This window comes from Vibrio genomosp. F10 str. ZF-129, from assembly GCF_000287055.2.
Lineage (GTDB): Bacteria > Pseudomonadota > Gammaproteobacteria > Enterobacterales > Vibrionaceae > Vibrio.
The window spans coordinates 1-24,595 of record NZ_AJYQ02000131.1 but is presented as its reverse complement, the minus strand read 5'-3'; the positions used below and the strand labels follow the sequence as shown (position 1 = coordinate 24,595).

Annotated in this window: 22 protein-coding genes, 1 tRNA gene and 1 pseudogene; 10 read left to right on the top strand and 14 right to left on the bottom strand. The window is 44.1% G+C overall.

Features of this window, described 5'->3' with window-relative positions:
* Positions 1 to 160: 160 nt before the first annotated feature.
* From A1QO_RS18070 to aspA, 6 genes are all read right to left on the bottom strand, one after another.
* Entirely contained in the window at positions 161 to 1,171 is a 1,011-nt protein-coding gene (locus tag A1QO_RS18070; protein WP_017040126.1) for an ornithine carbamoyltransferase, read from the bottom strand.
* A gap of 108 nt (positions 1,172 to 1,279) precedes the next feature.
* Positions 1,280 to 2,191, bottom strand: a complete 912-nt coding sequence (gene arcC / locus A1QO_RS18065; RefSeq protein WP_017040127.1) for a carbamate kinase — start codon at positions 2,189 to 2,191, stop codon at positions 1,280 to 1,282.
* A 57-nt stretch (positions 2,192 to 2,248) separates the two neighbouring features.
* Positions 2,249 to 3,469, bottom strand: coding sequence for an arginine deiminase (gene arcA, locus A1QO_RS18060; protein ID WP_017040128.1), 1,221 nt, complete (start codon positions 3,467 to 3,469; stop codon positions 2,249 to 2,251).
* 708 nt (positions 3,470 to 4,177) lie between these two features.
* Positions 4,178 to 5,626, bottom strand: a complete 1,449-nt coding sequence (locus A1QO_RS18055; RefSeq protein ID WP_017035719.1) for a YfcC family protein — start codon at positions 5,624 to 5,626, stop codon at positions 4,178 to 4,180.
* A 514-nt stretch (positions 5,627 to 6,140) separates the two neighbouring features.
* Complete coding sequence (locus A1QO_RS18050) at positions 6,141 to 7,448, bottom strand: anaerobic C4-dicarboxylate transporter (RefSeq protein ID WP_017035720.1); 1,308 nt, start codon at positions 7,446 to 7,448, stop codon at positions 6,141 to 6,143.
* Positions 7,449 to 7,610: 162 nt separating this feature from the next.
* Positions 7,611 to 9,062, bottom strand: coding sequence for an aspartate ammonia-lyase (gene aspA, locus A1QO_RS18045; RefSeq protein WP_017035721.1), 1,452 nt, complete (start codon positions 9,060 to 9,062; stop codon positions 7,611 to 7,613).
* A 339-nt stretch (positions 9,063 to 9,401) separates the two neighbouring features.
* On the opposite strand from aspA, the pseudogene A1QO_RS18040 reads away from it, so the two are divergent.
* A pseudogene (locus tag A1QO_RS18040) lies at positions 9,402 to 9,916 on the top strand (FxsA family protein).
* An 88-nt stretch (positions 9,917 to 10,004) separates the two neighbouring features.
* Here the strand turns inward: A1QO_RS18040 and A1QO_RS18035 are convergent.
* The 3 genes from A1QO_RS18035 to A1QO_RS18025 all read right to left on the bottom strand — a co-directional run bounded on the left by A1QO_RS18035 (position 10,005) and on the right by A1QO_RS18025 (position 12,683).
* Complete coding sequence (locus A1QO_RS18035; protein ID WP_017035723.1) at positions 10,005 to 10,484, bottom strand: tRNA (cytidine(34)-2'-O)-methyltransferase; 480 nt, start codon at positions 10,482 to 10,484, stop codon at positions 10,005 to 10,007.
* A 127-nt stretch (positions 10,485 to 10,611) separates the two neighbouring features.
* Positions 10,612 to 11,991, bottom strand: coding sequence for an envelope stress sensor histidine kinase CpxA (cpxA, locus tag A1QO_RS18030; RefSeq protein WP_017035724.1), 1,380 nt, complete (start codon positions 11,989 to 11,991; stop codon positions 10,612 to 10,614).
* Positions 11,991 to 12,683 carry a response regulator gene (locus A1QO_RS18025; RefSeq protein ID WP_017038537.1) on the bottom strand — a complete coding sequence of 231 codons (693 nt, stop codon included), beginning with the start codon at positions 12,681 to 12,683 and terminating at the stop codon, positions 11,991 to 11,993. The genes cpxA and A1QO_RS18025 overlap by 1 nt, the downstream gene beginning before the upstream one ends.
* A 204-nt stretch (positions 12,684 to 12,887) precedes the next feature.
* Here A1QO_RS18025 and A1QO_RS18020 point away from each other — a divergent pair, with 204 nt between their 5' ends.
* The 3 genes from A1QO_RS18020 (at position 12,888) to pfkA (ending at position 15,667) form a co-directional block, all read left to right on the top strand.
* Positions 12,888 to 13,391, top strand: coding sequence for a CpxP family protein (locus A1QO_RS18020; protein WP_017038538.1), 504 nt, complete (start codon positions 12,888 to 12,890; stop codon positions 13,389 to 13,391).
* 111 nt (positions 13,392 to 13,502) lie between these two features.
* Positions 13,503 to 14,411, top strand: a complete 909-nt coding sequence (gene fieF, locus A1QO_RS18015) for a CDF family cation-efflux transporter FieF (RefSeq protein ID WP_017035727.1) — start codon at positions 13,503 to 13,505, stop codon at positions 14,409 to 14,411.
* 293 nt (positions 14,412 to 14,704) lie between these two features.
* Positions 14,705 to 15,667, top strand: coding sequence for a 6-phosphofructokinase (pfkA, locus tag A1QO_RS18010; protein WP_017035728.1), 963 nt, complete (start codon positions 14,705 to 14,707; stop codon positions 15,665 to 15,667).
* A 200-nt stretch (positions 15,668 to 15,867) separates the two neighbouring features.
* On the opposite strand, the gene A1QO_RS18005 is transcribed toward pfkA, so the two are convergent.
* Positions 15,868 to 16,365, bottom strand: coding sequence for an MgtC/SapB family protein (locus A1QO_RS18005; RefSeq protein ID WP_017035729.1), 498 nt, complete (start codon positions 16,363 to 16,365; stop codon positions 15,868 to 15,870).
* 77 nt (positions 16,366 to 16,442) lie between these two features.
* Complete coding sequence (epmB, locus tag A1QO_RS18000; RefSeq protein ID WP_017041520.1) at positions 16,443 to 17,465, bottom strand: EF-P beta-lysylation protein EpmB; 1,023 nt, start codon at positions 17,463 to 17,465, stop codon at positions 16,443 to 16,445.
* 33 nt (positions 17,466 to 17,498) lie between these two features.
* On the opposite strand from epmB, the gene efp reads away from it, so the two are divergent.
* The 3 genes from efp to rraA all read left to right on the top strand — a co-directional run bounded on the left by efp (position 17,499) and on the right by rraA (position 19,714).
* A complete protein-coding gene (gene efp, locus A1QO_RS17995) occupies positions 17,499 to 18,065 on the top strand; it encodes an elongation factor P (RefSeq protein ID WP_017038540.1) in 567 nt (188 codons plus the stop codon).
* Positions 18,066 to 18,203: 138 nt separating this feature from the next.
* Positions 18,204 to 19,121, top strand: a complete 918-nt coding sequence (locus A1QO_RS17990; protein ID WP_017035732.1) for a 1,4-dihydroxy-2-naphthoate polyprenyltransferase — start codon at positions 18,204 to 18,206, stop codon at positions 19,119 to 19,121.
* Positions 19,122 to 19,195: 74 nt separating this feature from the next.
* Complete coding sequence (rraA, locus tag A1QO_RS17985) at positions 19,196 to 19,714, top strand: ribonuclease E activity regulator RraA (RefSeq protein ID WP_017035733.1); 519 nt, start codon at positions 19,196 to 19,198, stop codon at positions 19,712 to 19,714.
* Between the two features lie 145 nt (positions 19,715 to 19,859).
* Here rraA and A1QO_RS17980 read toward each other — a convergent pair whose 3' ends face one another.
* Both A1QO_RS17980 and tpiA read right to left on the bottom strand, forming a co-directional pair.
* On the bottom strand, positions 19,860 to 21,194 hold the full coding sequence (locus tag A1QO_RS17980) for an MATE family efflux transporter (RefSeq protein WP_017040133.1): 1,335 nt from the start codon (positions 21,192 to 21,194) through the stop codon (positions 19,860 to 19,862).
* A 147-nt stretch (positions 21,195 to 21,341) separates the two neighbouring features.
* Positions 21,342 to 22,115 carry a triose-phosphate isomerase gene (gene tpiA, locus A1QO_RS17975; RefSeq protein WP_017035735.1) on the bottom strand — a complete coding sequence of 258 codons (774 nt, stop codon included), beginning with the start codon at positions 22,113 to 22,115 and terminating at the stop codon, positions 21,342 to 21,344.
* Positions 22,116 to 22,375: 260 nt separating this feature from the next.
* Between tpiA and A1QO_RS17970 the strand changes: the two genes are divergently transcribed.
* Positions 22,376 to 22,726, top strand: coding sequence for a 5-carboxymethyl-2-hydroxymuconate Delta-isomerase (locus tag A1QO_RS17970; RefSeq protein ID WP_017035736.1), 351 nt, complete (start codon positions 22,376 to 22,378; stop codon positions 22,724 to 22,726).
* A gap of 49 nt (positions 22,727 to 22,775) precedes the next feature.
* Positions 22,776 to 23,201 (top strand): DUF805 domain-containing protein, encoded by a 426-nt coding sequence (locus A1QO_RS17965; protein WP_017038543.1) that lies wholly within the window; start codon positions 22,776 to 22,778, stop codon positions 23,199 to 23,201.
* A gap of 99 nt (positions 23,202 to 23,300) precedes the next feature.
* On the opposite strand, the gene coaA is transcribed toward A1QO_RS17965, so the two are convergent.
* Positions 23,301 to 24,224 carry a type I pantothenate kinase gene (gene coaA / locus A1QO_RS17960; RefSeq protein ID WP_017035738.1) on the bottom strand — a complete coding sequence of 308 codons (924 nt, stop codon included), beginning with the start codon at positions 24,222 to 24,224 and terminating at the stop codon, positions 23,301 to 23,303.
* A 209-nt stretch (positions 24,225 to 24,433) separates the two neighbouring features.
* On the opposite strand from coaA, the gene A1QO_RS17955 reads away from it, so the two are divergent.
* A tRNA-Thr gene (locus A1QO_RS17955) sits at positions 24,434 to 24,509 on the top strand.
* Positions 24,510 to 24,595: the final 86 nt, after the last annotated feature.

Here is a 24,595-nt window from a genome sequence, read left to right as displayed (position 1 = left end):
TTTTTATCCAAAATTCATTGAATATCCATCTTGGTGAATAAATATCCAGAGAGGTGGCGGGATGCCTTTGTTTTATCGTGATTCAGTGATGCTGACAGCGTTAATACATGCAGGATTATCCAATAAAGCGAGTATCTGGATAATCCTGAATTCTTTACAATTAACGGCCTAATGTCGCTACCATCACGGCTTTTATCGTATGCATTCTATTTTCTGCTTCATCGAAGACAATGGAATGGTCTGATTCAATCACTTCATTGGTCACTTCCACCCCGTCTTTTAGAATCGGGTAGTCGGCCGCAAGCTGTTTTCCAACCGTCGTATCTTCACCATGAAACGCAGGAAGGCAATGCATGAATTTCACATGAGGGTTGCCTGTCGCTTTGAGCATATTCATGTTGACCTGGTAAGGGAGCATAAGGTTAATACGCTCAACCCAAGCTTCTTTTGCTTCGCCCATAGAAACCCAAACATCGGTGTAAAGGTAATCGCAACCTTGTATGCCTTCTTGAACGTCCTCGGTTAAGGTGATCTTTGCATTCGTTTCTTTGGCGATATCTTGGCATTTTTCCAGGAGCTGTTCTTCTGGCCAGAACTGTTTAGGAGCAACGAGACGGATATCCATGCCCATTTTGGCTGCGCCAACCAACAGTGAGTTTCCCATGTTATTGCGAGCATCTCCGAGGTAGGCAAACTTAATCTCGTGCAACTGTTTGCCGCGCCCGTGTTCCATCATGGTTAAGAAATCCGCCAAGATCTGTGTTGGGTGAAACTCGTCTGTTAAACCATTCCAAACAGGAACACCCGCATGAGTCCCAAGTTCTTCGACGATCTCTTGACCAAAGCCGCGGTATTCTATTCCATCGTACATACGCCCAAGAACGCGCGCGGTATCTTTCATCGACTCTTTATGGCCTATTTGCGAACCTGAAGGCCCCAAGTAAGAGACTTGAGCACCTTGGTCAAAGGCAGCCACTTCAAAAGCGCATCGAGTGCGTGTCGAGCTTTTTTCAAAGATCAGAGCAATGTTTTTACCGGTGAGTCGCGGTTGTTCGTAGCCGTTGTATTTTGCTTTTTTGAGTTCAGCAGAAAGGTCAAGCAAGTGCTGTATTTCACGCGGAGTAAAATCGAGAAGTTTTAGAAAGTTACGGTTACGTAGATTAAAAGCCATGATGTATTCCTTCTGTTTGATGCGTGGCTGAATGTCAGATGACGAATTAAGCCGCGCAGCGATTATTGTGATGACTGATACTGATTATTATGTCTGGTTTTTTAACGGTTATTCGCGAACAATATTAGTGCCCGCAGTGCCTTGTAGGATCTGTAAGCCGTCTTCTAACGCACCGATACCGACGACTTTGCCTCCCTGTTTAATAAACTCACAAGATGCTTCAATTTTTGGCCCCATCGAACCGGCATCAAACTGGTATTTTGAAAGCTCACTCGGGGTCGTGCTGCGCAGAGCATGTTGGGTAGGCTTGCCCCAATCCAGGTAAACCGCATCAGTATCGGTGAGAATCAGTAAGGCATCGGCTTCCAACTGTTTGGCGAGATAAGCCGCTGACATGTCTTTATCAATGACGGCTTCCACTCCCACTAGCTTCCCATCCACTTTTTTAACCGGAATACCGCCACCACCCGTGCAGATGACTAAATGTCCCTCATCAATTAACTTGGTGATCGCTTGGTGTTCAACGATGCCTGTTGGTTGAGGGCTAGGGACCACACGGCGAAAGTGTTGTCCATCAGGTTTGACTGTCCAATGATACTTTTCCGCCAACTCGCGGGCTTCTGCTTCCTCATAAATCGGTCCAATCGGCTTGGTTGGATCAGAAAATGCTGGGTCGTTGGCATCGACCGTCATTTGGGTCAGCATGCAGGAGATATTTCGATCAGGCAGGTGATTCTTAAATTCCTGCATCAACATGTATCCGATCATGCCTTGAGTTTCACTGCCCAACACATCCAGCGGATAAGGGCTAACCGCTTTGTATTCCAAACCTTGCAGTGCCAAAAGCCCGACTTGTGGGCCATTGCCATGCACAAGCACGACTTGATAATCTTTGGCAATTTCAGAAATCGTTTTGACGGCTGTTTCAATATTGTGGCGCTGAACTTCGGCTTCCAATGGCTCACCACGGCGAAGAAGAGCATTACCACCCAGTGCGACGACAACGGTTTTTTTAGTCATAATTTTTCTCTTTATCTGCTTGGCCGATAGATCACTATCGGCCGTTATCATCGAAGATTAGATGCCGTCGCGTTCAATCGGACAACTCATGCAACGAGCGCCCCCACGGCCACGGCCAAGCTCATCCCCTGGAATGGGCAATACGGTAATTCCAGCCTTATCGTATTTCTCGTTCGTGTAAGTATTGCGTTCGTAACCAATGACCACGCCGGGCTTCACCGTCAGTACATTATTGGCGTCATTCCATTGTTCACGTTCGGCTTCAAAGCTGTTGCCACCGGTGGTGATGAGATTGAGCTTGTCGACCTCTAGAGCTTGAGCAATGGTGTGCATGTAAGAATCTTGCTGGGTTGCTTTTACTGCTCCTAATTCATTGCCCGTTAGACTCCAGCAGTTGACGTTATCTGGAATGACATTCGGGTAGATAGAGAACGTGTCTTCGCGCATGTGGGTCATGACCGTATCAAGGTGCATACAAGAGCGATCCTGTGGGAGTTCTAATGCAATCACTTGTTTTGCTTGGCCGTGCCTAAACAGGCTCGATGCAAGCTGTTCAACGCCTTGAGCCGTAGTACGTTCAGACATGCCAATCAATACGGCGCCTTTACCGATGACGAGTACATCGCCCCCCTCAATGGTTGAGCGGTCATAGGCTTTTTCTTCATCTCCGTAATATTTGATAAAGTCTTCGCCTGCAAAGGTTGGGTTCCAGCGGTAGATTGCACGAAGGTGATTGGTTTCACGTTGGCGAGCAAGTTTGGCCATCGGATTAATGGAAACGCCTCCGTAAACCCAGCAAGAGGTGTCTCGCGTAAATAGGTGATTTGGCAGTGGATCAATAATGAAATCGGTTGGCTTGTGCATCGATTGCAGCATAGAAGACGATGTCATTGGTAACTCAGAGAAGGACAGGCCACCCGTTAAGATTTTGGCCAGTTCCAGATGAGGTAAATCTCCTAAGTAGCAGCGCACATCGTTAGCAAATGTGGGACCATAGCGATAATTGGATATCTGCGTATTAAGAAGCCAATCTTTCGCTTCTGCGACATTCAGTGTTTCCGCGAGAAGCTGAGTCAGCAAAAGCACTTCAACGCCCTGACTTTTTAGAGTTTGAGCAAATGCATCATGCTCTTCTCCTGCACGTTCAACGGCAAGCACGTCATCAAACAGTAAGTCGTGACAATTTGAAGGGGTAAGGTGAGTGAGTGCCCGTCTAGGGCGATGAATGAGCACGCGACGTAATTGACCTATTTCAGAACCTACATAGAACTTACTCATGATCGTATCTCTCTATTAATTAACTATTGCTATTTATGCAATATTTATTGTCAGAAGGTAAGGGTTGGATATTTCAATTTTCTCTCTTTCTATATTATTTATATTACTCAGGTTCGGTGGGCTTTCTTAGAGGTTAATCACAAATTAATTGGTATTCACTCTTCCTTGCTTTTGATTGTATTTAACAATTTATATTCATTTGTTTATCTATAATTACTCTGTGTGATAGCGCACTATTTCTGGAATTTTATGCACTAATAATATAGTTTTGTTATAGATTGCTTGTTGGCTTGGAATATTATTCTCCTATTTTTATTTGATAGAGAAATCATCAATGTGTAAATATTCGTTTTTTTTATGGTTATAGTTATTATTTTTGTTTTTATACGGAGTTTGTTAACGGTTTTTATTGTGATTAATTAATATAGATCACATTTATTTATAGGGGGTATTTTATATGACGATATGGTTTTATGAGTCTATCTAATGCCCGCATTACTTATATTAATTAAGCATAGCGTGTTAACTAATATAAATAACGGAAGAAAGTGATTTTTTATTTTTAAGTGAAAGGTTATTTTAAAGTGGATGATTATTTTAAAATGGAAAGCTATTGGTAAGTGAACGTTTATTTCATAAAAAAGAGAGACAAAAAAGCCACTGGACAGTGGCTTAAATGAGACAGACGGGAAAGTATGGTTCGAGCGATTATAGAAGCGCACCTATGCTCAATACCACCATACAAAATACAGTCAAGATACCAATTAATGGCATCACCCATTTCACCCAGCGCACATACGGTACCCGTGCGATGGCTAGCCCTCCCATTACTACCGCAGAGGTTGGAGTAATCAAGTTAACTAATCCAGAGGCTGACTGATATGCTGTGATCACAAGATCACGACCCACCCCGGCAAAGTCGGCTAATGGGGCCATAATGGGCATGGTTAATACGGCAAGCCCTGAAGTGGAAGGAACTAAGAAAGAGAGCAGTATTTCTAAGAAAAACATGACATTAATAAAGACGACTGACGAGAGCCCTGTCACCATTTGTTCGGCTGAATACAGAATCGTGTCAGTAATCATCCCTCGATCCATCACCACCACAATACCCCGAGCAATACCGATGATGAGCGCTACGCCTAATAAATCGCGTGCACCATCGATGAAGCTAGAAGTAAATTCCTCTTCACTCATTCGAGCAACAATACCAATGATGATGGTTGAAGCGAGGAACATGGCCGAAATCTCTGCCATCCACCAGCCAGCAACAGAAACTCCGTAAATCATGACCCCGAAAGAAGCACCAAAGATGGTGAGGATTAGCTTACGAGTTAAGGTGAATTCCAGTTTTTCACCGTTAGCGTTACCGAGGAAGTGAGCCTTGTTTTCTTCATATTTGTCATAAACAAGCGACTTGGTTTGATCGGCCTGAACCATCTTTGCGTAACGCATGACGTACGCGACACAGATAACCCAACCAATGACCAACATGGCTATGCGTAACACGATGCCTTCGGTAAAGGGAATCGAAGAGGCATTGGCAGCGATAACGGTGGCAAATGGATTGATGGTGGAACCCAGCACGCCAATACCTGCGCCAAGCAGCACTGTTGCCGCTGCGACTAAAGGATCAAAACGGGCAGCCATCATGACAGGGACCAGCAAGGTATAAAATGGTAGGGATTCCTCAGCCATTCCATAGACTGTGCCCCCTGCTGCAAATAGCGCCATCAATATGGGGATCATCAGCTCTTCTCGGCCCTCTAAACGTGCCGTAACACGTTCAATACCCGCATCGATTGCACCGGTTTTGGTTACGAGCCCTAGAAATCCACCAATAATGAGAATGAACAGGGAGACGTCGATAGCCGCTGCTTCATAGCTTTCATGATCGTAAAAGCCATCGATTGGTGCGAGCAGTACATCAATCACGCCTTGTGGATTTCCTTCAACGGGTTGATAGGTCCCTGTTACGGGGACTTCCCGCCCTAAATCATCGTTCATTACTCGATCATATTGACCGGCAGGAACAATCCAAGTTAATAGGGCGACGAGGGCAATTAGAATGAATAGAATGGTGTAAGCAGAGGGGAACTTAAAATTAGCAAAGAAGTTACCCTTTTTTCTTTCTGTTGGCAAAGTTTGAGTTGTCATAGCAATCTCCTTACATCTATTGGAATAAAATAGATGTGAATCAGCGACTAATAAGTAATGGTGACCAGTACAGAGTACAATCACACAGATAAAATGAATGATTATATATTTATCTATATTCAACTTTTTGGAGTTGACCCTATTGTTCTGGATTATTTATATCGATATCTTTCATTATTCTATGCTTGGATTTATTCATTAACTTTGTGTTTGTTCACAAAAACAAAGGGCTGGTAAATAGTCAAGATATAAGTGGGGACTAAATGAGGGTATTTCTTTATTAATTTCGGATTAATATTCGATGATTTTCCTTACAGGGTTGGCAAGGTAAGGGCGTCATTAATTAAGGTTATCCGTGACGGAAATTTATTCAGAGTTTTAAAATAGGGAGTGAATTAATTATTGAAAGATAAATTGACTGTGGTCAATTTATCATCTTTGGAAAATAGAAAAGGGAGCCGATGCCCCCTTTCATTATTGTTGGTTTAAATAAACGCTGAGCAATAAGCCTCAGTTAGATAAGAAGACCACCCAGTGTAAACCCGAGAGCCACAGCCGTTGTAATGGTCGCGACACCAGGGATAAAGAACGGATGGTTAAATACGTACTTACCAATTCGTGTCGATCCCGTGTCATCCATCTCAACCGCAGCCAGTAGGGTTGGGTAGGTTGGCAGGACAAACAAAGCGCTCACCGCGGCAAAAGAGGCGACAGCGGTCAGTGGTGCAACACCAATCGCAAGAGCTGCTGGCATAAGAGCCACGGTGGTCGCACCTTGAGAATAAAGCAGCATTGAAGCAAAGAATAAAACCAGTGCGAGCATCCACGGGTAATCGGCCAGTAACGCACCTGCGACATCTTTAATACCGTCAACATGGGCATTAACAAACGTTGATCCAAGCCATGCAACACCTAATACGCACACACACGCAGTCATACCTGAACGAAACGTGGCAGCAGCAGGGATCTTAGATGCGTCAATTTTAGTGAACATCACGATGGCAGCGGCAGCAGCAAGCATCACACTCATGATCGCTTCGTTTCGGCCTAGAGCCGGGTTTTCAATCAAGCCAATTGAGCTTGAAATGGCCGCCGCGTAGCAAACCACAAAGAGTATCGCTCCAAGGAAAATGTAGGTAGCACGTTTTGCTGTGGGTAAAATTTCTCGTTTCTCGTTGTTTGATAGCTTAATTAGTCCTTTTGCAAGACGCTCTTGGTAGATAGGATCATCTTTGAGTTCACAGCCCATGAAGTTCGAAACAAATGCGCCGACCATACAAGCAATGAACGTGGTTGGGATACAGACAGCAAGCAGGGTCAGATAATCGACACCAAATGGAGCCAACATAGCGGCAAAGGCGACAACGGCTGCTGAAATTGGCGATGCGGTAATCGCAATTTGTGATGCAACAACAGCGATAGACAGTGGTCGTGAAGGACGAACGCCTTGTCCTTTGGCCACTTCAGCGATGACAGGTAAGGTGGAGAACGCCGTGTGTCCTGTTCCTGCTAGTAGTGTCATAAAAAACGTCACAATCGGTGCGTAAAACGTAATGCGTTCTGGGTGCTTTCTAAGAAAGTTCTCAGCGATTTGAACCAACCAGTCCATTCCCCCTGCTACTTGCATCGCGGCAATGGCCGTGATCACCGACATGATGATCAAAATAACATCAACGGGTATAAAACTCTGACTGGTTGGTACGCCTAATATCAAGGAGAGTGCAATAACACCCGCCCCCCCCGCAAAACCAATACCGATCCCGCCGATTCGGGCCCCGATAAAGATAAAGAATAAAACAACGAATAGTTCAACCGCGATCATAATGTGACCTCTTTATATTTTTATGTTCAGTGGCCGATAGTTCAGTATTGAAGCCTAGGCCACTCAAATGGATATTTTTTGTATCAAGTAAAAGCAAATGTATAAGAGTTAAAGCTCATTATATAAAAAGACAAAAAGGCCCCGTTTGGGGCCATCATTGGTTTACTCGTATCGCTTACCTTTATATTGAGGTCGCATGAGGTTTTCTGTTGAGAAGATATCATCGAGCTCTTCTTCGGTTAATAACCCGCGCTCTAGAACCACTTCGCGTACACTTTTACCGGTTTCGGCACAAATTTTACCGACGATATCACCTTCGTGGTGACCAATGTATGGGTTTAAGTAGGTCACGATACCAATGGAGTTAAACACGTATCCTTCACACACTTCTTTGTTCACTGTGATGCCGTCGATACACTTATCACGAAGGTTCACACACGCATTGGTTAGGATATCAAGTGACTCAAACATGCTTTGGGCGATAACCGGTTCCATGACATTCAATTGTAGTTGCCCGCCTTCTGCCGCAAACGAGATGGTGTTGTCGTTACCTAGCACTTTAAAACAGACTTGGTTGACGACTTCCGGTACCACTGGGTTCACTTTGGCTGGCATGATGGAGGAGCCAGCCTGAAGTTCTGGAAGGTTTAATTCATTCAGGCCAGTACGTGGGCCCGAGGAAAGTAAGCGAAGGTCATTACAAATCTTAGACAGTTTTACCGCAAGACGCTTAAGCGCACCGTGTGTCATTACATAAGCGCCACAGTCAGACGTGGCTTCAATCAAGTCTTCCGCTTGTACGCATTCGTGGCCTGTTACTGCGGCTAAATGTTTAACCGCAAGCTCTTGGTAGCCTTCAACAGCATTAAGGCCTGTACCTATAGCGGTCGCGCCAAGGTTCACTTCAAGTAATAGTTTTGATGTGTATTCGAGTGCACGAATCTCTTCATTCAAGGTCACAGACCAGGCGTGGAATTCTTGCCCTACGGTCATTGGAACCGCGTCTTGAAGTTGAGTTCGACCCATTTTCAAGATGCTTTCAAATTCTTTGCTTTTTAAATCAAAGGCACCTTTTAAGTATTCAATGGCATCAATCAGTTTGTGAACGCTATTAAATACCGAAATACGGAAACCCGTTGGGTAGGCGCAGTTGGTGGATTGGCTTTTATTCACATGGTCATTTGGGTTAATGAACTCGTATTGGCCTTTTTCTTTGCCCATCAATTCTAATGCGACATTCGCGATGACTTCGTTGGTGTTCATGTTCACCGAAGTACCTGCACCGCCTTGAAAAACATCCGATGGGAACTGATCCATGCACTTGCCAGTGTCTAGGATGACGTCACACGCTTGAATAATATGACGAGCGACATCTTTTGGTAATACGCCCAGTTCGTTGTTGGCCAATGCCGCCGCTTTTTTCGTCATGACCATGCCGCGAATAAATTCAGGCACATCGGAGATTGTAGAATTTGAGATGTTGAAATTTTCAATTGCGCGCAGAGTGTGAATGCCATAGTACGCATCAGCAGGGACGTGACGCTGACCTAAAAGATCTTCTTCGATTCGAGTGGCTTGATTAACGGCTTTTGACGTACTAGGTAGAGTAGCCATAACGGGATCCTTAGAGAATTATTATTGAGAGTAATAAAATATTCCCCAACTCTGCGTATTAAGAATCCCTTCTTCAGAATTGTGGGTTAGGAAATCTTCCCTAACATCTGTAGCACATCATACTGAACTAGATACATAAAAATAGTAACTGGATCACCTTTTTATGAATATTTGAATGGTGATAATCATGATTCAAATGATTGATGATCTAGGGCAAATAAACGGGACATAGAATGACGTGCGGTCGGAGTGTAAATAGGGATTAAAACAGATTTTTACAGGATTAATTTGAGCTAATGAGGCTTTTGCGCGTACACTGAATTCAACCAAGGAGTGCGTGTGTTTCCGATCTTACTATTATTATTTATTTTTGTGCCGATCATTGAGATTGCATTGTTTATCCAAGTCGGAGATTTGCTTGGTTTATGGACGACTATCGGTTTGGTGCTCATTACTGCTTTCGTTGGTGCCTCACTGGTACGTAGCCAGGGCTTACAAACATTAAGAACGGTACAGGGCCGATTAAATCAAGGCGAGTTACCTGCTCAGGAAATTTTTGAAGGTGTTATGCTGGCGGTTGCTGGCGTACTGTTATTAACGCCAGGATTCATGACGGACGCTTTTGGTATGCTCGTGTTGCTACCGGCACCTAGAGGTATCATTGCTAAGTATCTGATGAGTAAAATGGTGGTGAAATCCGTTGGCGGGGCGGGTTTTGGTGCTCACTCATTTGGGCAAAATCCATTCGAACAAGACCCTTTTCATCGCGATCCATTTAACTCTGATTCGAACGGCAGTACGTTTGAGGGTGAGTATGAAAAAAAGATGATCAAGATAAAAACAGACTGAATTAGTAGTTTTTAATATTCAACAATAACCAAAGGCAGCTAAAGAGCTGCCTTTGTGATTTTTGTAAGTAATTTTACTTTGTGCTGTTAGAAATTATACAGCGCCATCAAAGCCCATTTGTCGCCACGCTTCAAACGCGATAATTGCCACAGCATTTGATAGATTCAAACTTCTCGCATCGGGCATCATTGGAATTCGAAGACGCTGCTCCATCGGCAAGCTTTCGATGACTTCGGCGGGAAGGCCGCGGGTTTCAGGTCCAAAGAGTAAAACATCACCTTGAGTAAACGCAGCATCAACATGGTGGCCTGTCGTTTTTGTCGTACACGCAAAAATACGGTACTGACCGTGACGTTCGCTTTCTAAATAGGCTAGAAAAGCATCGTAGTCTTTGTGGCGTTTGACGCGTGCAAGATCATGATAGTCCAGCCCTGCTCGGCGAACTTTTTTCTCATCGAGGTCAAATCCGAGAGGTTCAATGAGGTGTAAGTTCGCACCACAGTTTGCACTTAAACGGATGATGTTCCCTGTATTAGGGGCAATTTCTGGCTCAAAAAGCGCTATATCAAACATGCTGAATGTATCTGTATTGGAAGTTTAGCCATCGAGTATAAGGTGGTGATTGGCCTACGCCAAGTCAGATAGCGTGACCAGTCACATTTGTTTGAGCGCTTTTTCGTTTTATCCATGGTATCTGTGCTTATTGAGTGAGGGGCAATTGAATACAAATTTTTAAACCGCCTAGTTCACTTTGGTTAGCGGTGATGGTTCCACTGTGTTGTCGTATCGCACTTTCAGTAATAGCTAGGCCTAGGCCCGCTCCTCCAGAATTTCTGTCTCGAGCTGTAGATACTCGGTAAAATGGCCGAAAGATCTCACTCATTTCATTTTCAGGGACACCATTCCCATTATCCTCCACCACAATGCTCAACGAATCGCGGCTTGCCGTCATGGACACTTGAGCATGGTCTTTACCGTAATAAATGGCGTTACGGGTGATATTTTCCACCGCACTCATTAGTAGTTTCGGGTTTCCACTAATGGTTCGATTGGGTATGGGCCCTAATGATAAGGATTTACCCATTTGTTCAGCTTCGAACTGTGCATCGTTGAGAAGCTCTTCCCACAGGCTACTGAGGGGCTGCTCTTCTCGTATTAAATGGCTATCCGCTTGCATGCGAGACAGTTCTAAAAGCTCGGCGATCATTTGCTCGAGTCGTTGTGCTTCAGTATCAATCCTACTCAGTTCTGAGCTCTCACCTTGTTTCCTTGTCGCCAGTGCATTGGCCATGCGCAATCGAGTGAGAGGGGAACGAAGTTCGTGCGATATGTCAGACAGTAATCGTTGCTGGCCTGAGAGCATGCTATTTACCGCTTCGACCATCTGATTAAAGCTTGCTCCCGCTTGGCGAAACTCTGAGGTGCCTTTTTCAAGATCAGGGTCGACAACAAACTCCCCATTGGCGACACGTCTGGCTGCTCTTTCTAATTTTCGAGCGGGCTGACTCAGTGCCCATGCCAACCAAAGCAAAAGGGGAGTACTGACAAGCATGACGGCAAACAGCAGTTGAAAGGGTTTATCAAATAAACGCAATACGAACGGTGGTGGTTGATTCCACTTAATACCGACATAAAGAAATAGGTCACGATTTGCTAAGCGGATAGGCAGAGGTCCAGCGATCATATGTTGGCCATACAGTTTTTGTTTTGGTGTCTCGACGGAATCAATACTGGTGACAAAGTTTCTTAATGCTCTGATTTTGGAGTCATGATGATTTTTAGTGGTTAACACATTACCTTCAAGATCAGAGATAAATATACGCGGCTGCGAAAAACGAGGTGATCGTCGTTGATCGTCAAGATTAAAAAGGATCTTGCTTAAATTGGTCTCATTTTTATACCGAGTTTCGATGTTCTGCTTTATTTGCTCCAGTTTATTAAAATGATCTTGCGGTATGTCACGGGCTTTGCGCGGATCAAGATGCGGCAAAGAGAGCACTGCGAGTAACACGAGCAACATGGTGAACCAAAAAATGGCAAATATACGACCGTATAAACTGGTGATTTTGGGTAAACGCATTAATCCTCCTCGACCATTAAGTAGCCCCGCCCTCTAAGGGTTTTGATGCGAGGTCTACCAGAATGAGTCTCTGGCAATTTTTTGCGTAAATTGGAAACGTGCATATCAATGGCTCTATCGAATGGCGAAAGCCGTTTGCCAAGGACATCCAGGCTCAATATTTCCTTCGTCAGTGTGACACCGGGATGTTGAATAAAATGGCTGAGCAATGAAAATTCCGTTGTGGTGAGGTCGATAAGTTGTTCTTGGCAGTAAGCTTCTTGCTTGCCAGGGTAAACTTTAATATCGCAATATTCGATGCAGTCGCTGACTTTGGGCGCGGTTAGTGCCTGTGTTTGTGTTCGACGCAAAATAGCTTTCATTCTTGCGAGCAATTCGCGATCACTAAAAGGTTTAGGGAGATAGTCATCCGCGCCAAGTTCTAAGCCAATGACGCGATCAATCTCTTCTCCTTTTGCCGTCAGCATTAACACTGGCGTCGTCCAGTGTTCCCGTAGCTTTTTCAATGTGTCCATGCCATTGAGCTTAGGCATCATCACGTCCAGTAAAATGAGGTCGATTTGATCATTAATGGCGGCAAGCCCTGATTCTCCGTCGTTGGTTTCTGTCACCGTAAAACCCTCATAGCTTAATACTTCCTTGAGTAAGCCAGTAAGTTCAGTGTCATCGTCAATCAGTAGGATGTGTGCCATGAATGCGTTTCCTCTTTAAATAATTCTTCTTCTTTATACTACTGCGAAATAGAACCGACGAAGAGTTTAATTTTGCTTCTTTACGAACCTTTACGCTGGCTAAACGTTGATTTACATCCAGTGTCGTATTCTAAACTCATGCGCTGTGTTGATGGCATTCATGAATAACCGCAGCGTCCATTAATAACGACAGAGGGTACGATTATGAACACAACAAAGAAATTAGTATTGGCAGCGGCAGTCTTCCCATTGATGTTTGCTACGGCGAGTGCGTATGCGTTTGGCGGTAAATCCCACAATCAAGGTGGAGAAGGTAAATGTTCTGGTGGTTTTGACCGAGGTATCATGCGTCAGTTGGATTTGACTGAAGAGCAAAAGTCGCAAATGCAAGCGCTACGCGAAACCACGAAAGGTGATAAAAAAGCACAGCGTCAAGCAGGTTCAGAAGAAAAACGTGCATTAATGCAAGCGCATCAAAAGCAAGTTCAGGCATTGGTTTTAGCGGACACGTTTGATGAAGATGCTGCTAACGCATTAGCGAGTGAGATGGTTGAAAAACAAACGGAACGCCGAGTGAATAAGCTTAAAGATCAACACAAAATGTTGAGTCTGTTAACCGATGAACAGAAATCGCAATTTGTCGAACTTCAGCAAGAGCGTATGCAAAAATGCAGCGACAAGATGCAAAAGAAAATGAAAAACTCGTAATCAATCCAATCTATTGATTCTCAAAAGGCAGCGGATATCGCTGCCTTTTTTTGATATTTTTCAGCATGACACGTTATACTGAACACAGAATTTTCAAAACATTGATGTTGTATGAAACAAGAATATGCTCGTTTAGTGACCATGGCCGCATGGACAGCAACTGCTGTGGCAACACTATTGATGATCGTCAAAATCGTTGCTTGGTGGTTAACTGGATCGGTGAGCTTGCTTGCGTCGCTGATCGATTCATTATTGGATATTTCAGCGTCTGTCGTTAACTTGATGGTGATTCGCTATGCACTGCAACCTGCAGATAAAGAGCATACATTTGGGCATGGCAAGGCGGAATCTTTAGCGGCCTTGGCTCAGGCAATGTTCATTTCGGGATCCGCCTGTTTTCTCATTCTTAATGGCATCGATCGTTTCTTCCGCCCACACGAGTTAAATTCACCCGAGCTGGGGGTTTACGTCAGTTTCTTTGCCATGGTGGTCACTTTTGCTCTGGTTGCTTTTCAAAAGCATGTAGTTAGAAAAACGGGTAGCCAAGCCATTGCCGCTGATTCTTTGCATTATCAAACCGATCTGTATATGAATGGTGCGATTATGATCGCTCTTGGGCTCAGTTGGTTTGGAGTGACCCAAGCTGATGCGGTATTCGCTATTGGAATTGGCATTTTCATTTTGTATAGCGCCTTTAAGATGGTAACAGAGGCGATTCAAACATTATTGGATCGTAAATTACCCGATGAAGAACTCGAGCAGATACGAGCCCATTGTCTTGAGATTGAAGGTGTCCTGGGTGTGCACCAGTTAAGAACGCGCATGGCCGGTCCAACGCGCTTTATTCAACTGCACCTAGAGCTTGATGACAATATGATCCTAATTGAAGCTCATAGAATCGCAGACAAAGTGGAAGATCGATTGATCGAAGCATTCCCTGGTGCGGATGTCTTGATTCACCAAGATCCTTTATCGGCCGTCATCAATAGTGAAAAAGCGCAATTAGAGAGCGATTGGTAGCCAGGCAATAGGCAAATCACTTTCATCAAATGAGCAAGACAAGCTCAGAATTATTCGCTATCTTTTGAGCAATAAAAGAAAAGTCTGATTCTGATATGAATCAACAAAGTGATTGGCGAAAACTGTAATACTATTACATAAGTAGTAAACTTACGTAAATCGGTACAAATAAAAGTAGTATTACTTTTTGGTAAAGGTACCATACAGCGCAGTTTAAAAGGATTTCACGGGTGGCGGTATTGCGTCATCGGTATTAAATTGAAGTTTAATTCCCAAAATATTCGAGGGTGAGCATGATTAAGAAGATCGGTGTTTTAACAAGTGGCGGAGACGCACCTGGTATGAACGCAGCCGTGCGAGGCGTAGTGCGTACAGCATTGTCGGCTGGTATTGAGGTGTACGGGATTTACGATGGCTATCAAGGTCTTGTTGAAGATCGTATTGAAAAACTTGATCGCTCTAGTGTTTCAGATGTTATCAACCGTGGTGGTACTTTCCTAGGCTCTGCTCGCTTTCCTGAGTTTAAGAATGTAGAAGTTCGTCAAAAAGGCATTGAGAACCTCAAGAAACACGGCATTGAAGCATTAGTCGTTGTTGGTGGTGATGGTTCTTATATGGGGGCTAAGAAGCTCACTGAAATGGGCTACCCATGCATCGGTTTACCAGGCACGATTGATAACGATATCGCAGGTACAGACTACACAATTGGTTACCTAACTGCATTGAATACCGTCATTGATGCGATTGACCGTCTTCGCGATACCTCGTCTTCTCACCAACGTATTTCGATCGTTGAAATCATGGGTCGTCACTGTGGTGACTTGACTCTTATGTCGGCAATTGCAGGTGGCTGTGAGTACATAATCACACCAGAAACCGGCCTTAATAAAGAGCAGTTGATCGCGAATATTAAAGACGGTATTGCGAAAGGTAAGAAGCACGCGATCATTGCACTGACTGAGCTTATGATGGATGCCAACGATCTTGCTCAGCAAATTGAAGAAGCAACCGGCCGAGAAACTCGTGCAACGGTACTTGGCCATATTCAACGTGGTGGTCGTCCTACTGCATTTGACCGTGTTCTTGCATCTCGTATGGGCAACTACGCTGTTCACCTTCTGATGGAAGGTCATGGTGGTCGTTGTGTTGGTATCCAGAAAGAAGAGCTGATACACCACGACATTATCGATGCGATTGAAAATATGAAACGTCCGGTTCGCAACGATCTATTCAAAGTTGCAGAAGAGTTGTTTTAATTTTCAGTCAATGAAAAATTGACGTTACATTGGCATGGTTTGTCGGTGTTAAAAAGCCAGAAGTTCGCTCTTCTGGCTTTTTTGTTTTTCTACCGCTTAACTTATAAGCTCGCTCATCTGCGGTCTAGTTCATCGGAATACTCAGCTTATTTGAATATTCAGCTCATTGGTGAATTTAACTCGTTCGAGCGACCAGTGAGTCATACATTAGGCAGCTTTTTCTTGGTTCGTTTCTTCAATTGGTCATGGACACCACGCCGCAGAGCTTTGAAATGATGCTCGGCTTTATCAACCCCCAATAGAACACTCAATGTGAGCGTGGTGATAATAAGTGATTGGCTGTAGTAACCCAGCCCTATCATTACCCCGAGGGCCGCAAGCACCCAAATAATCGCCGCCGAAGTGACGCCATGAATTTTTCCTTCTAACGTCATCATGACCCCTGCACCTAAAAAGCCGACACCCGTAATGATTTGCCCTAATACCCTCGCTTGATCGAGTGAATTTGGTGACAGTGAGATAGCCATCGAGATAAAAAGGTAGGTACCAGAAATGATTAAGATCGAGGTTCTTATTCCCACTGGTTTGCCACGAGTCTGCCTTTCAATGCCAATCATGAGACCATTGATCGCACAACAGCCTAATGCCACCCATGAAAAAGGGGCGATATCGAAGAAGGGGTGTAATTGATTGAGCATAAATACCTCGCAAAAATCGTATTATGCCCAGAGTCTTTTATTGTAACTAATCGATTTTTTTATCTTAACGATAAGGACTACTCAAGATGTAAATCCAATGGTGTTTTGCTTTGTCGACCACCTATTTCTCGGGTGAGAGTCGGAACCAGATACCCAGAAACTTGTTCAATCAATGCGGCCATGATTTTTTTGGCCCGTTCGTCTGAGACATAGAAGTGCGCCGCACCTTGGACTTTATCCAAGACATGCAGGTAATAAGGCAAAATACCGGCATCAAAGAGGTGATTGCTTAGAGAAACTTGTGCTTCGACGGAATCATTCACCCCTTTTAGCAATACGCTCTGGTTGAGCAGCGTGACATGATGGCGTTTGAGTTGTGTCATCGCTTCTGTCAGTGCAGCGTCGATTTCATTGGCGTGATTAATGTGAGTCACTAAGATGACCTGCAATCGCGAATGCCCTAGCAATTTAAGCAGTTCTTGAGTGATACGAGCCGGGATCACGACAGGCAGGCGTGTATGAATGCGCAGGCGTGTAATGTGAGGAATGGCTTCAATGTGTTTAATCAACCATTCAAGCTCATGATCTTTTGCCATCAGCGGATCGCCACCAGATAAAATGACTTCATTGATCTCTGAATGGGCGTGTAAGTAATCGAGCCCTTGTTGCCAAACCGATTTGCTTCCTTTGTTATCCTCATAGGGAAAGTGGCGTCTAAAACAGTAACGACAGTTAATCGCACATCCGCCTTTTAAGATGAATAACGCACGATTTCTATACTTGTGCAGTAATCCGGGAATCGCGTTGTTCTGTTCCTCCAACGGATCCGTGGAATACCCGTCATGGATACTAAACTCTTCATTAAGTGGTAATACTTGACGAAGTAACGGGTCGTGAGGGTTGCCTTTTTCCATTCTATTGACAAAACTCAGTGGAACTCGCTGCGCAAATAACGCTTTCGCCTCAAAGCCAACCTCCCACTCTGAAGCATCAATCTCTAGTTGTGCGAGCAGTTTTGCAGGGTCTGAGATCGCATTCGCTAGTTGTTTGAGCCAGTTTTGCTCAACAGTTGGGGAAATTCGGGTTATGATATGCGACATTAATTTGAACTCGAAATATGGTAAGAGGAAAAAATGGCTACTGTTAGCACCAATGAATTTAAAGGCGGTCTCAAACTTATGCTTGATAAAGAGCCGTGTGTCATTCTCGAAAATGAGTTAGTGAAACCGGGCAAAGGTCAAGCATTCAACCGTGTCAAAATCCGTAAATTGCTTTCAGGTAAAGTGTTAGAGAAAACCTTTAAGTCAGGTGAGTCGGTTGAAACTGCTGACGTTATGGATATCGATCTTGATTACCTGTACAACGATGGCGAATTCTACCACTTTATGAACAGTGAGTCTTTCGAGCAAATTGCAGCTGAAGTGAAAGCGGTTGGCGACAATGCGAAATGGCTAGTAGAAAACGACACTTGCATGATCACGCTGTGGAACGGTAACCCGATCGTCGTTACGCCACCTAACTTCGTTGAGATTGAAGTTACTGAAACTGACCCTGGTCTAAAGGGTGATACTCAAGGAACTGGCGGTAAGCCTGCAACTCTAGCAACCGGCGCTGTTGTGCGCGTTCCGCTGTTCATTTCGATTGGCGAAGTGATCAAGGTTGATACTCGTAACGGCGAGTATGTAGGCCGAGTGAAATAATCACATCAACCCGCTGCGGTATGGATGATACAAAAAGGTCGCTTCGGTGGCCTTTTTAGTTTTTTGCGTGAATGAATCGGTTATGACACAATCAGCGCATATTGTGCGTAGACAAATAGAATGTAGACAAAGAGAACGATGAAGCAATCAATTCAAATCTGGTTAGATGCCGCACGACCAAAAACACTGCCACTTGCCCTTGTCTCGATACTCACGGGTAGTGTGTTGGCGTATTCTATTGGACAATTCTCTTTCACGATTGCGTTGCTTGCCTTTATTACTGCCACTTTACTGCAAATCTTATCCAATCTGGCTAATGACTATGGCGACGCAGTCAAGGGAACGGACAACGATGCGCGCCTTGGGCCAATACGCGCAATTCAGTCTGGTGCGGTTTCTTTAAAAACCATGCAACAAGCGATGGTGATTAACATTGTGCTTACGATGTTGTCTGGACTGTTTCTTATTTTTTACGCACTGAATAGCTTACAAAGTATCATGACGTTTATCGGTTTAGGTGTGTTGGCGATGGTTGCGGCCATTGCATATACCGTCGGTAATAAGCCCTATGGCTATGTTGGCTTGGGAGATATTTCTGTGTTCATCTTTTTTGGGTTATTAGGTGTCGCGGGAACCTTCTTCCTTCACACTGGCTTTGTGGAAGCAACCCTCATTTTGCCAGCAATAGGCTGTGGGCTATTCGCGGTGGCTGTGTTGAATGTCAATAATATGCGTGATATTGAAAATGATAAGGCATGTGGTAAGAAAACCGTTGCCGTTCGGCTTGGCCAGGCTAAATCCAAACAATACCACCTTGTTTTACTGGCGAGTGCATTAGCTACATTTGTCTGTTATTTATTGCTTCAACCTGCACCACTTTGGATCAGCTTGCCTTTCGTTCTTAGCCTTGTGGTGGTGTATAAGCATGGCAGGGCGGTTTGGCTGGCGACTCAACCGGCTCAAATCGCTCCTATGATGCCGATTGTTGTGAAGTGTGCCTTATTCTCAAACGTGCTTTTTACCGGCATCGTTATAGCTCAAACTCTCGTCAGTTAATTGCGTCTTATCATTGCATTGACTTAGTGACTCGATATACTCGATAGAGATGACTATCAGTATGGATAAATACTATGGAATACAATACTTCAGCTCTGTGCGATATTTACTTAGATCAAGTCGATGTCGTTGAACCTCTTTTTAGCAATTTTGGTGGGCGTACATCATTTGCAGGTCAAGTTACGACAATCAAATGCTTTGAAGATAATAGCCTTATTCGCGATATATTAGAGCAAGATGGGGTAGGCCGAGTATTACTGATTGATGGCGGTGGATCTTTGCGTCGTGCTCTTATCGATGCGGAATTGGCAGCGTTGGCGGAAGATAATGAATGGGAAGGCATTGTTGTTTACGGCTGCGTTCGTGAAGTCGATGAACTCGAAGAGATGAGTGTTGGTATCCAAGCGTTGGCTTCTATCCCTGTGGGTGCCGTTGGTAATGGTGTTGGTGAGACTGATGTCGCGGTCAACTTTGGTAGCGTTACATTTGTGCCGGAAGATTATTTGTACGCAGATAATACTGGAATCATTATCTCTCAAGAGCCATTGGATATTGAACTTGAGATTGATGAAGACGAAGAAATTGTTGAATAATCAACAAGCCTAGACCTAAGTACAGATAAAGGAGCCGATACGTTATAGTGTCGGCTTTTTTGTGCTCAATTTTCGCTGGGTTAAGCGGTGTATATTGGTTGTCTTGGTTATGTCGAAAGGTGAGTGATATGAATAAAGAGATTAACTATGATTGATACGATTGACGTAATTTGAGCGCGTACAGATAACTGGAAACACCAGACAAAACATTGCCTACCGCGATACCGATAAATAGCCCTTCAACACCGTATATTTGATTACCAATCCAAGCGGCAGGTAACGTAAAAATAAAGAGTCGAATAATGCTCCATTGGAAAGCAGGGACCGGCTTATGCAGAGCATTGAGTCCAGCGACGAGCATCATGGTGACGCCTTGAAAGCCATAACTGAACGGAACAACCAATAAATAATGCCAAAGTAGATCTCGAACCGACGGCTCTTGAGAGAAAAGACGCGCTAAAGGAATGCTTAATGGCACCATCATAATGAAAATAATCAACTGAAATACAATCGCAAAACGCATACTAAGAAAAAGTGCAGAAAAGCTTCGCTCGGTATTATTGGCTCCTAAATTTTGAGCCATAAACGGGGTCAAAGCGGAGGTCAATGCCATAAGAACTAAAATCAGCAGTGACTCAATTCTTTGAGCCGCTCCAAAAGCAGCCACAGCCACCGTTCCATGCGAGGCCAGCAGTATCATCAATATTGCGCCTGATAATGGCACCATCGCATTGGAAAGCGCCGCAGGAGTACCAATCTTAAGGATTTGTCGCCAGTCATTGATGATTTGAGAGAAATCAGGCGATGCGAGCATTTTTTCCCGACGAATTAAAACGTAAAGTGACCCTATCAAGGCACCCAACCAACTCAACGCGCTTGAAATGGCCGCGCCTTGAATACCAAGCTCTGGAAATGGGCCAATACCAAAAATCAGCAGTGGGTCCAGCACTCCGTTAATCAGCCCTGCCAGCATCATGATCTTAGCAGGGGTTTTCGTGTCCCCTGTCGCTCTTATCGCACTGTTTCCTGCCATAGGAATAACCAGAAGCGGAATCGTTAAATACCAAATGGACATGTATTCACTGATCAGATCGATAAGGTGTGGTTGTGCGCCTAATAATGCAAAGGTAGGTCGGATGCTCAGTAAGCCAATGAACGAGGTGACAGAAACAAGCAGCAGCGCTAAAACCAAACCGTGGGTAGAAAAGCGACCGGCTTGTTTCGAGCGGCCTTTACCGAGTAGGCGAGCTATATTCGTGGACAATCCGATTCCGATACCCATAGTGATGCAGTTTATGGCAAAGGTGATGGGGAACGTAAAGCTGATCGCTGCTAACGCATCGGTACCCAGAAGGGAAATAAAAAACGTATCGACGACATTAAACATCAAGATAGCAATCATTCCAAAGGTCATTGGAATGGTCATTTGACGCAGCACATTAGGAATGGGCGCTGTTAATAGGCCGTGTTTATCGTGCATTGTCCATACGCTATTTCATTAAAACGATAGGATACAAGATAAAGACAACATTGGAAACGAGTAGGAACAACCCGTAGAGGTGAGGTAACTGTGATAAAAAAGGCCCGCGAATGCAGGCCTTAAGCAACAAGTTGTTGTGCTAACGTATTAAGCTTTTTTTGCTTCAGCTGCTGCTTTAGCGATAGCGGCAAAGCTTTTCGCGTCTAGCGCTGCACCGCCAACTAGAGCACCATCGATGTCTGGTTGTGCGAAGTAAGCCGCTGCGTTTTCTGGTTTAACAGAACCGCCGTATTGGATAACAACGTTCTTAGCCACTTCTTCTGATTTCTCAGCAATGTGAGCACGGATTTGAGCGTGAATGCGTTGCGCATCTTCAGCGGTTGCTGCTTTACCAGTACCGATAGCCCAGATTGGTTCGTAAGCGATGATCGCGCCTTCAAGAGCTTCAACACCTTGAGTGTTGATAACAGCGTCAAGTTGACGAGCACATACTGCAACAGTTTCGCCTGCTTCGTTTTGTGCTTCAGATTCACCGATACAAAGAACTGGAGTTAGGCCGTTCTCTTTTAGGAATGCGAATTTCTTAGCAACGAACTCGTCTGATTCGTTGTGGTATTCACGACGCTCAGAGTGACCGATGATGATGTGAGATGCACCAAATTCTTTCAGCATAGCTGGAGACATGTCGCCAGTGAATGCACCGCTGTTGTTTAGGTCAGAGTTTTGAGCACCTAGGATGATTGCGCTGCCCGCTTCAGTAAGTGTACGCTCAGCAAGATCAACGAAAAGTGCAGGTGGAGCGACTGCTACGTCTACGCCTGATACGCCTTCAAGTTCAGCATTAAGACCGTTTAGTAGGTCAACAACCATTTCTTTGCTGCCGTTTAGTTTCCAGTTACCCATCACTACAGGATGACGCATAAGAATATCTCCATTATTTTGAATGTAAAAAGCTAATTGATGTAAAAAATAAACGCGATTACGTAAGAATATAACAGATTAATACCATCAAATCATGATTCGGGTCATGAGTTTATTTAATGGTAAGACTTCTTCTTAAGTGATCCAGTAAACAGAATGATAGTGATTTCCTCGGAATTTGCAGAGTTAATTGGTATTAGTGTTGAGAATTCACAGCGATAAATAATCACTTAAGATCTTTTGTCAGAAAAGGAAAGACAATGCCAAATCTTGTTATGGAATATTCAAATTCAATCGATCAACGTGTCAATGTTCAAGGGCTCCTAGAAGATCTTCATGATGTCGCACTAAAAAGTAGCTTATTCGATCCTGATTCGGTTAAATCTCGGGCATTGCGCTGCCATCATTGGCTGATTGGTGAGGAAGGGGATAGCGTTGATTTTATCCATGTAGGTTTTGAGCTGCTTGATGGGCGAACTGAAGAGCAAAAACGAGAGCTTTCCCGGCAGTTGATGACGGTACTTCAGCAGCAAGCAAGCCAAGTAAGGAGCTTAACGGTGAATATCCGTGATATGGATAAAGCGTGTTTTCAAAAGACGATAAACCGATGAAATATGATAGATTAGGCGTTGAATTTTTATTATTTCAAGGGTAAATAAGATGTCGATAAAGCAGCTACTGTTCTCATTTGAAGGGAGAGTGGGTCGAAAAACGTATTGGATATGGAATGTATTTTACTACGCGGTCATTATGGGCTTTGCTATAGGATCGAATGCGTTGTTTCCGGCTATGGCCCATATCATATTGCCTGTGTTTTTATTGGTCATTCTCATTCCAGATTTGGCGATTACGTCTAAACGCTGGCATGACAGAGGTAAATCCAGTTGGTGGCTAATGCTCAACGTTCCTTTGGTGTTTGGTCGGATGGCCGTTCCTATCGGTGATCCAAGTGGCGTCGCGCAAACAACAAATATAGAGATGCTAAGCTCTGTGGTAGCGTTGATCTGTGGAACTTGGATTCTAGTGGAGTGCGGCTTTTTAAAGGGTGAAGATAAGGCCAATCAATATGGTCCTGAGTTGAAATAACAGAACTCATACGAATGGGTAGAGAGGCTCGAGGTTATGGTCGAGCCTTCACTGATTTCAAAGTAGTCAGCTCAGGCCTCCAAACTACCCTAAATTAAATCATTTCCGCAATAACACTTTCTCGACTGCATGAGATGGGCCTTTTTTTAAAATTAGTTGCGCTCGGTGTTTTGTCGGTAGGATGTTTTCAGCGAGATTAAGCCCATTAATTGATTGCCATATCTCTTTGGCTTTTTCAATCGCCTGTGATTCATTAAGCTGCGTGTAGTGGTTAAAGTAAGATCCTGGCTTTTTAAACGCGCCCTGTCTAAATTCTAAAAACCTTTCGATATACCACTTCTCGATGACATCACTGTCGGCATCAACGTAGATTGAAAAGTCGAGAAAATCGGAAATAAAGGTACTGATCGAACTATTAGGGTAGTCAAGACCACTCTGTAGAACATTTAAGCCCTCAATAATGATCACATCAGGCTTTTCTATTCTCTTCACCTCGTTTGTTATGTCGTAGGTTATGTGAGAGTACACAGGAACTTGCAGGTTGGTTTCCCCTGCTTTTACATCAGACAAAAACTCTACTAAAGCCTTTGTATCATAGGATTCGGGAAACCCTTTTCGATGCATAATCCCTCGTCTATCGAGTTCGCTTTTCGAAAATAAAAAACCATCGGTCGTGACCAATTCAACTTTGGGGTGATTTTCCCAACGAGACAGCAAGGTCCGAATGATACGAGCTGTGGTGCTTTTTCCGACGGCAACACTGCCCGCAATACCTATGATAAAAGGCGGCGAACTTTCGGTACTGTCGAGGAACTGATGCAATACCGAGTTTCTACTTTGGCGAGCCTCAATGTACAAATTGAGCAGGCGACTCAGAGGGAGGTAAATATCAACGGCTTCTTCCATTGATAACCGTTCATTTACCCCGAGGAGCTCTTGGATATCAGATTCTGAGAGTGTCATTGGAACAGAGTTACGTAGCTCTGCCCATGTGGCACGCTCAAAAGATAGATAAGGACTCATAAGTGCTCACTCACCATGAAATAACGAAATAGAATGGCGAACATACAACAAGCACCAAACAATGCAAATAATAATAAGAAAGAACGCAGTAGAAAGACGGACTTTGCATGAAAAAACATCAAATGATTCCAATCAGGCAAAAAAAATGACTTTTTTTAAATTTACTATTGCAAGCACGAATATCATTCAATAGAATGCGCACCACTTATGCCGACTTAGCTCAGTAGGTAGAGCAACTGACTTGTAATCAGTAGGTCACCAGTTCGATTCCGGTAGTCGGCACCATTCTTTCCTGTTTCATGTTACTTGAAGCTATTTGTAGTAAGAATGGATTAAAAATTTGGAGGGGTTCCCGAGTGGCCAAAGGGAGC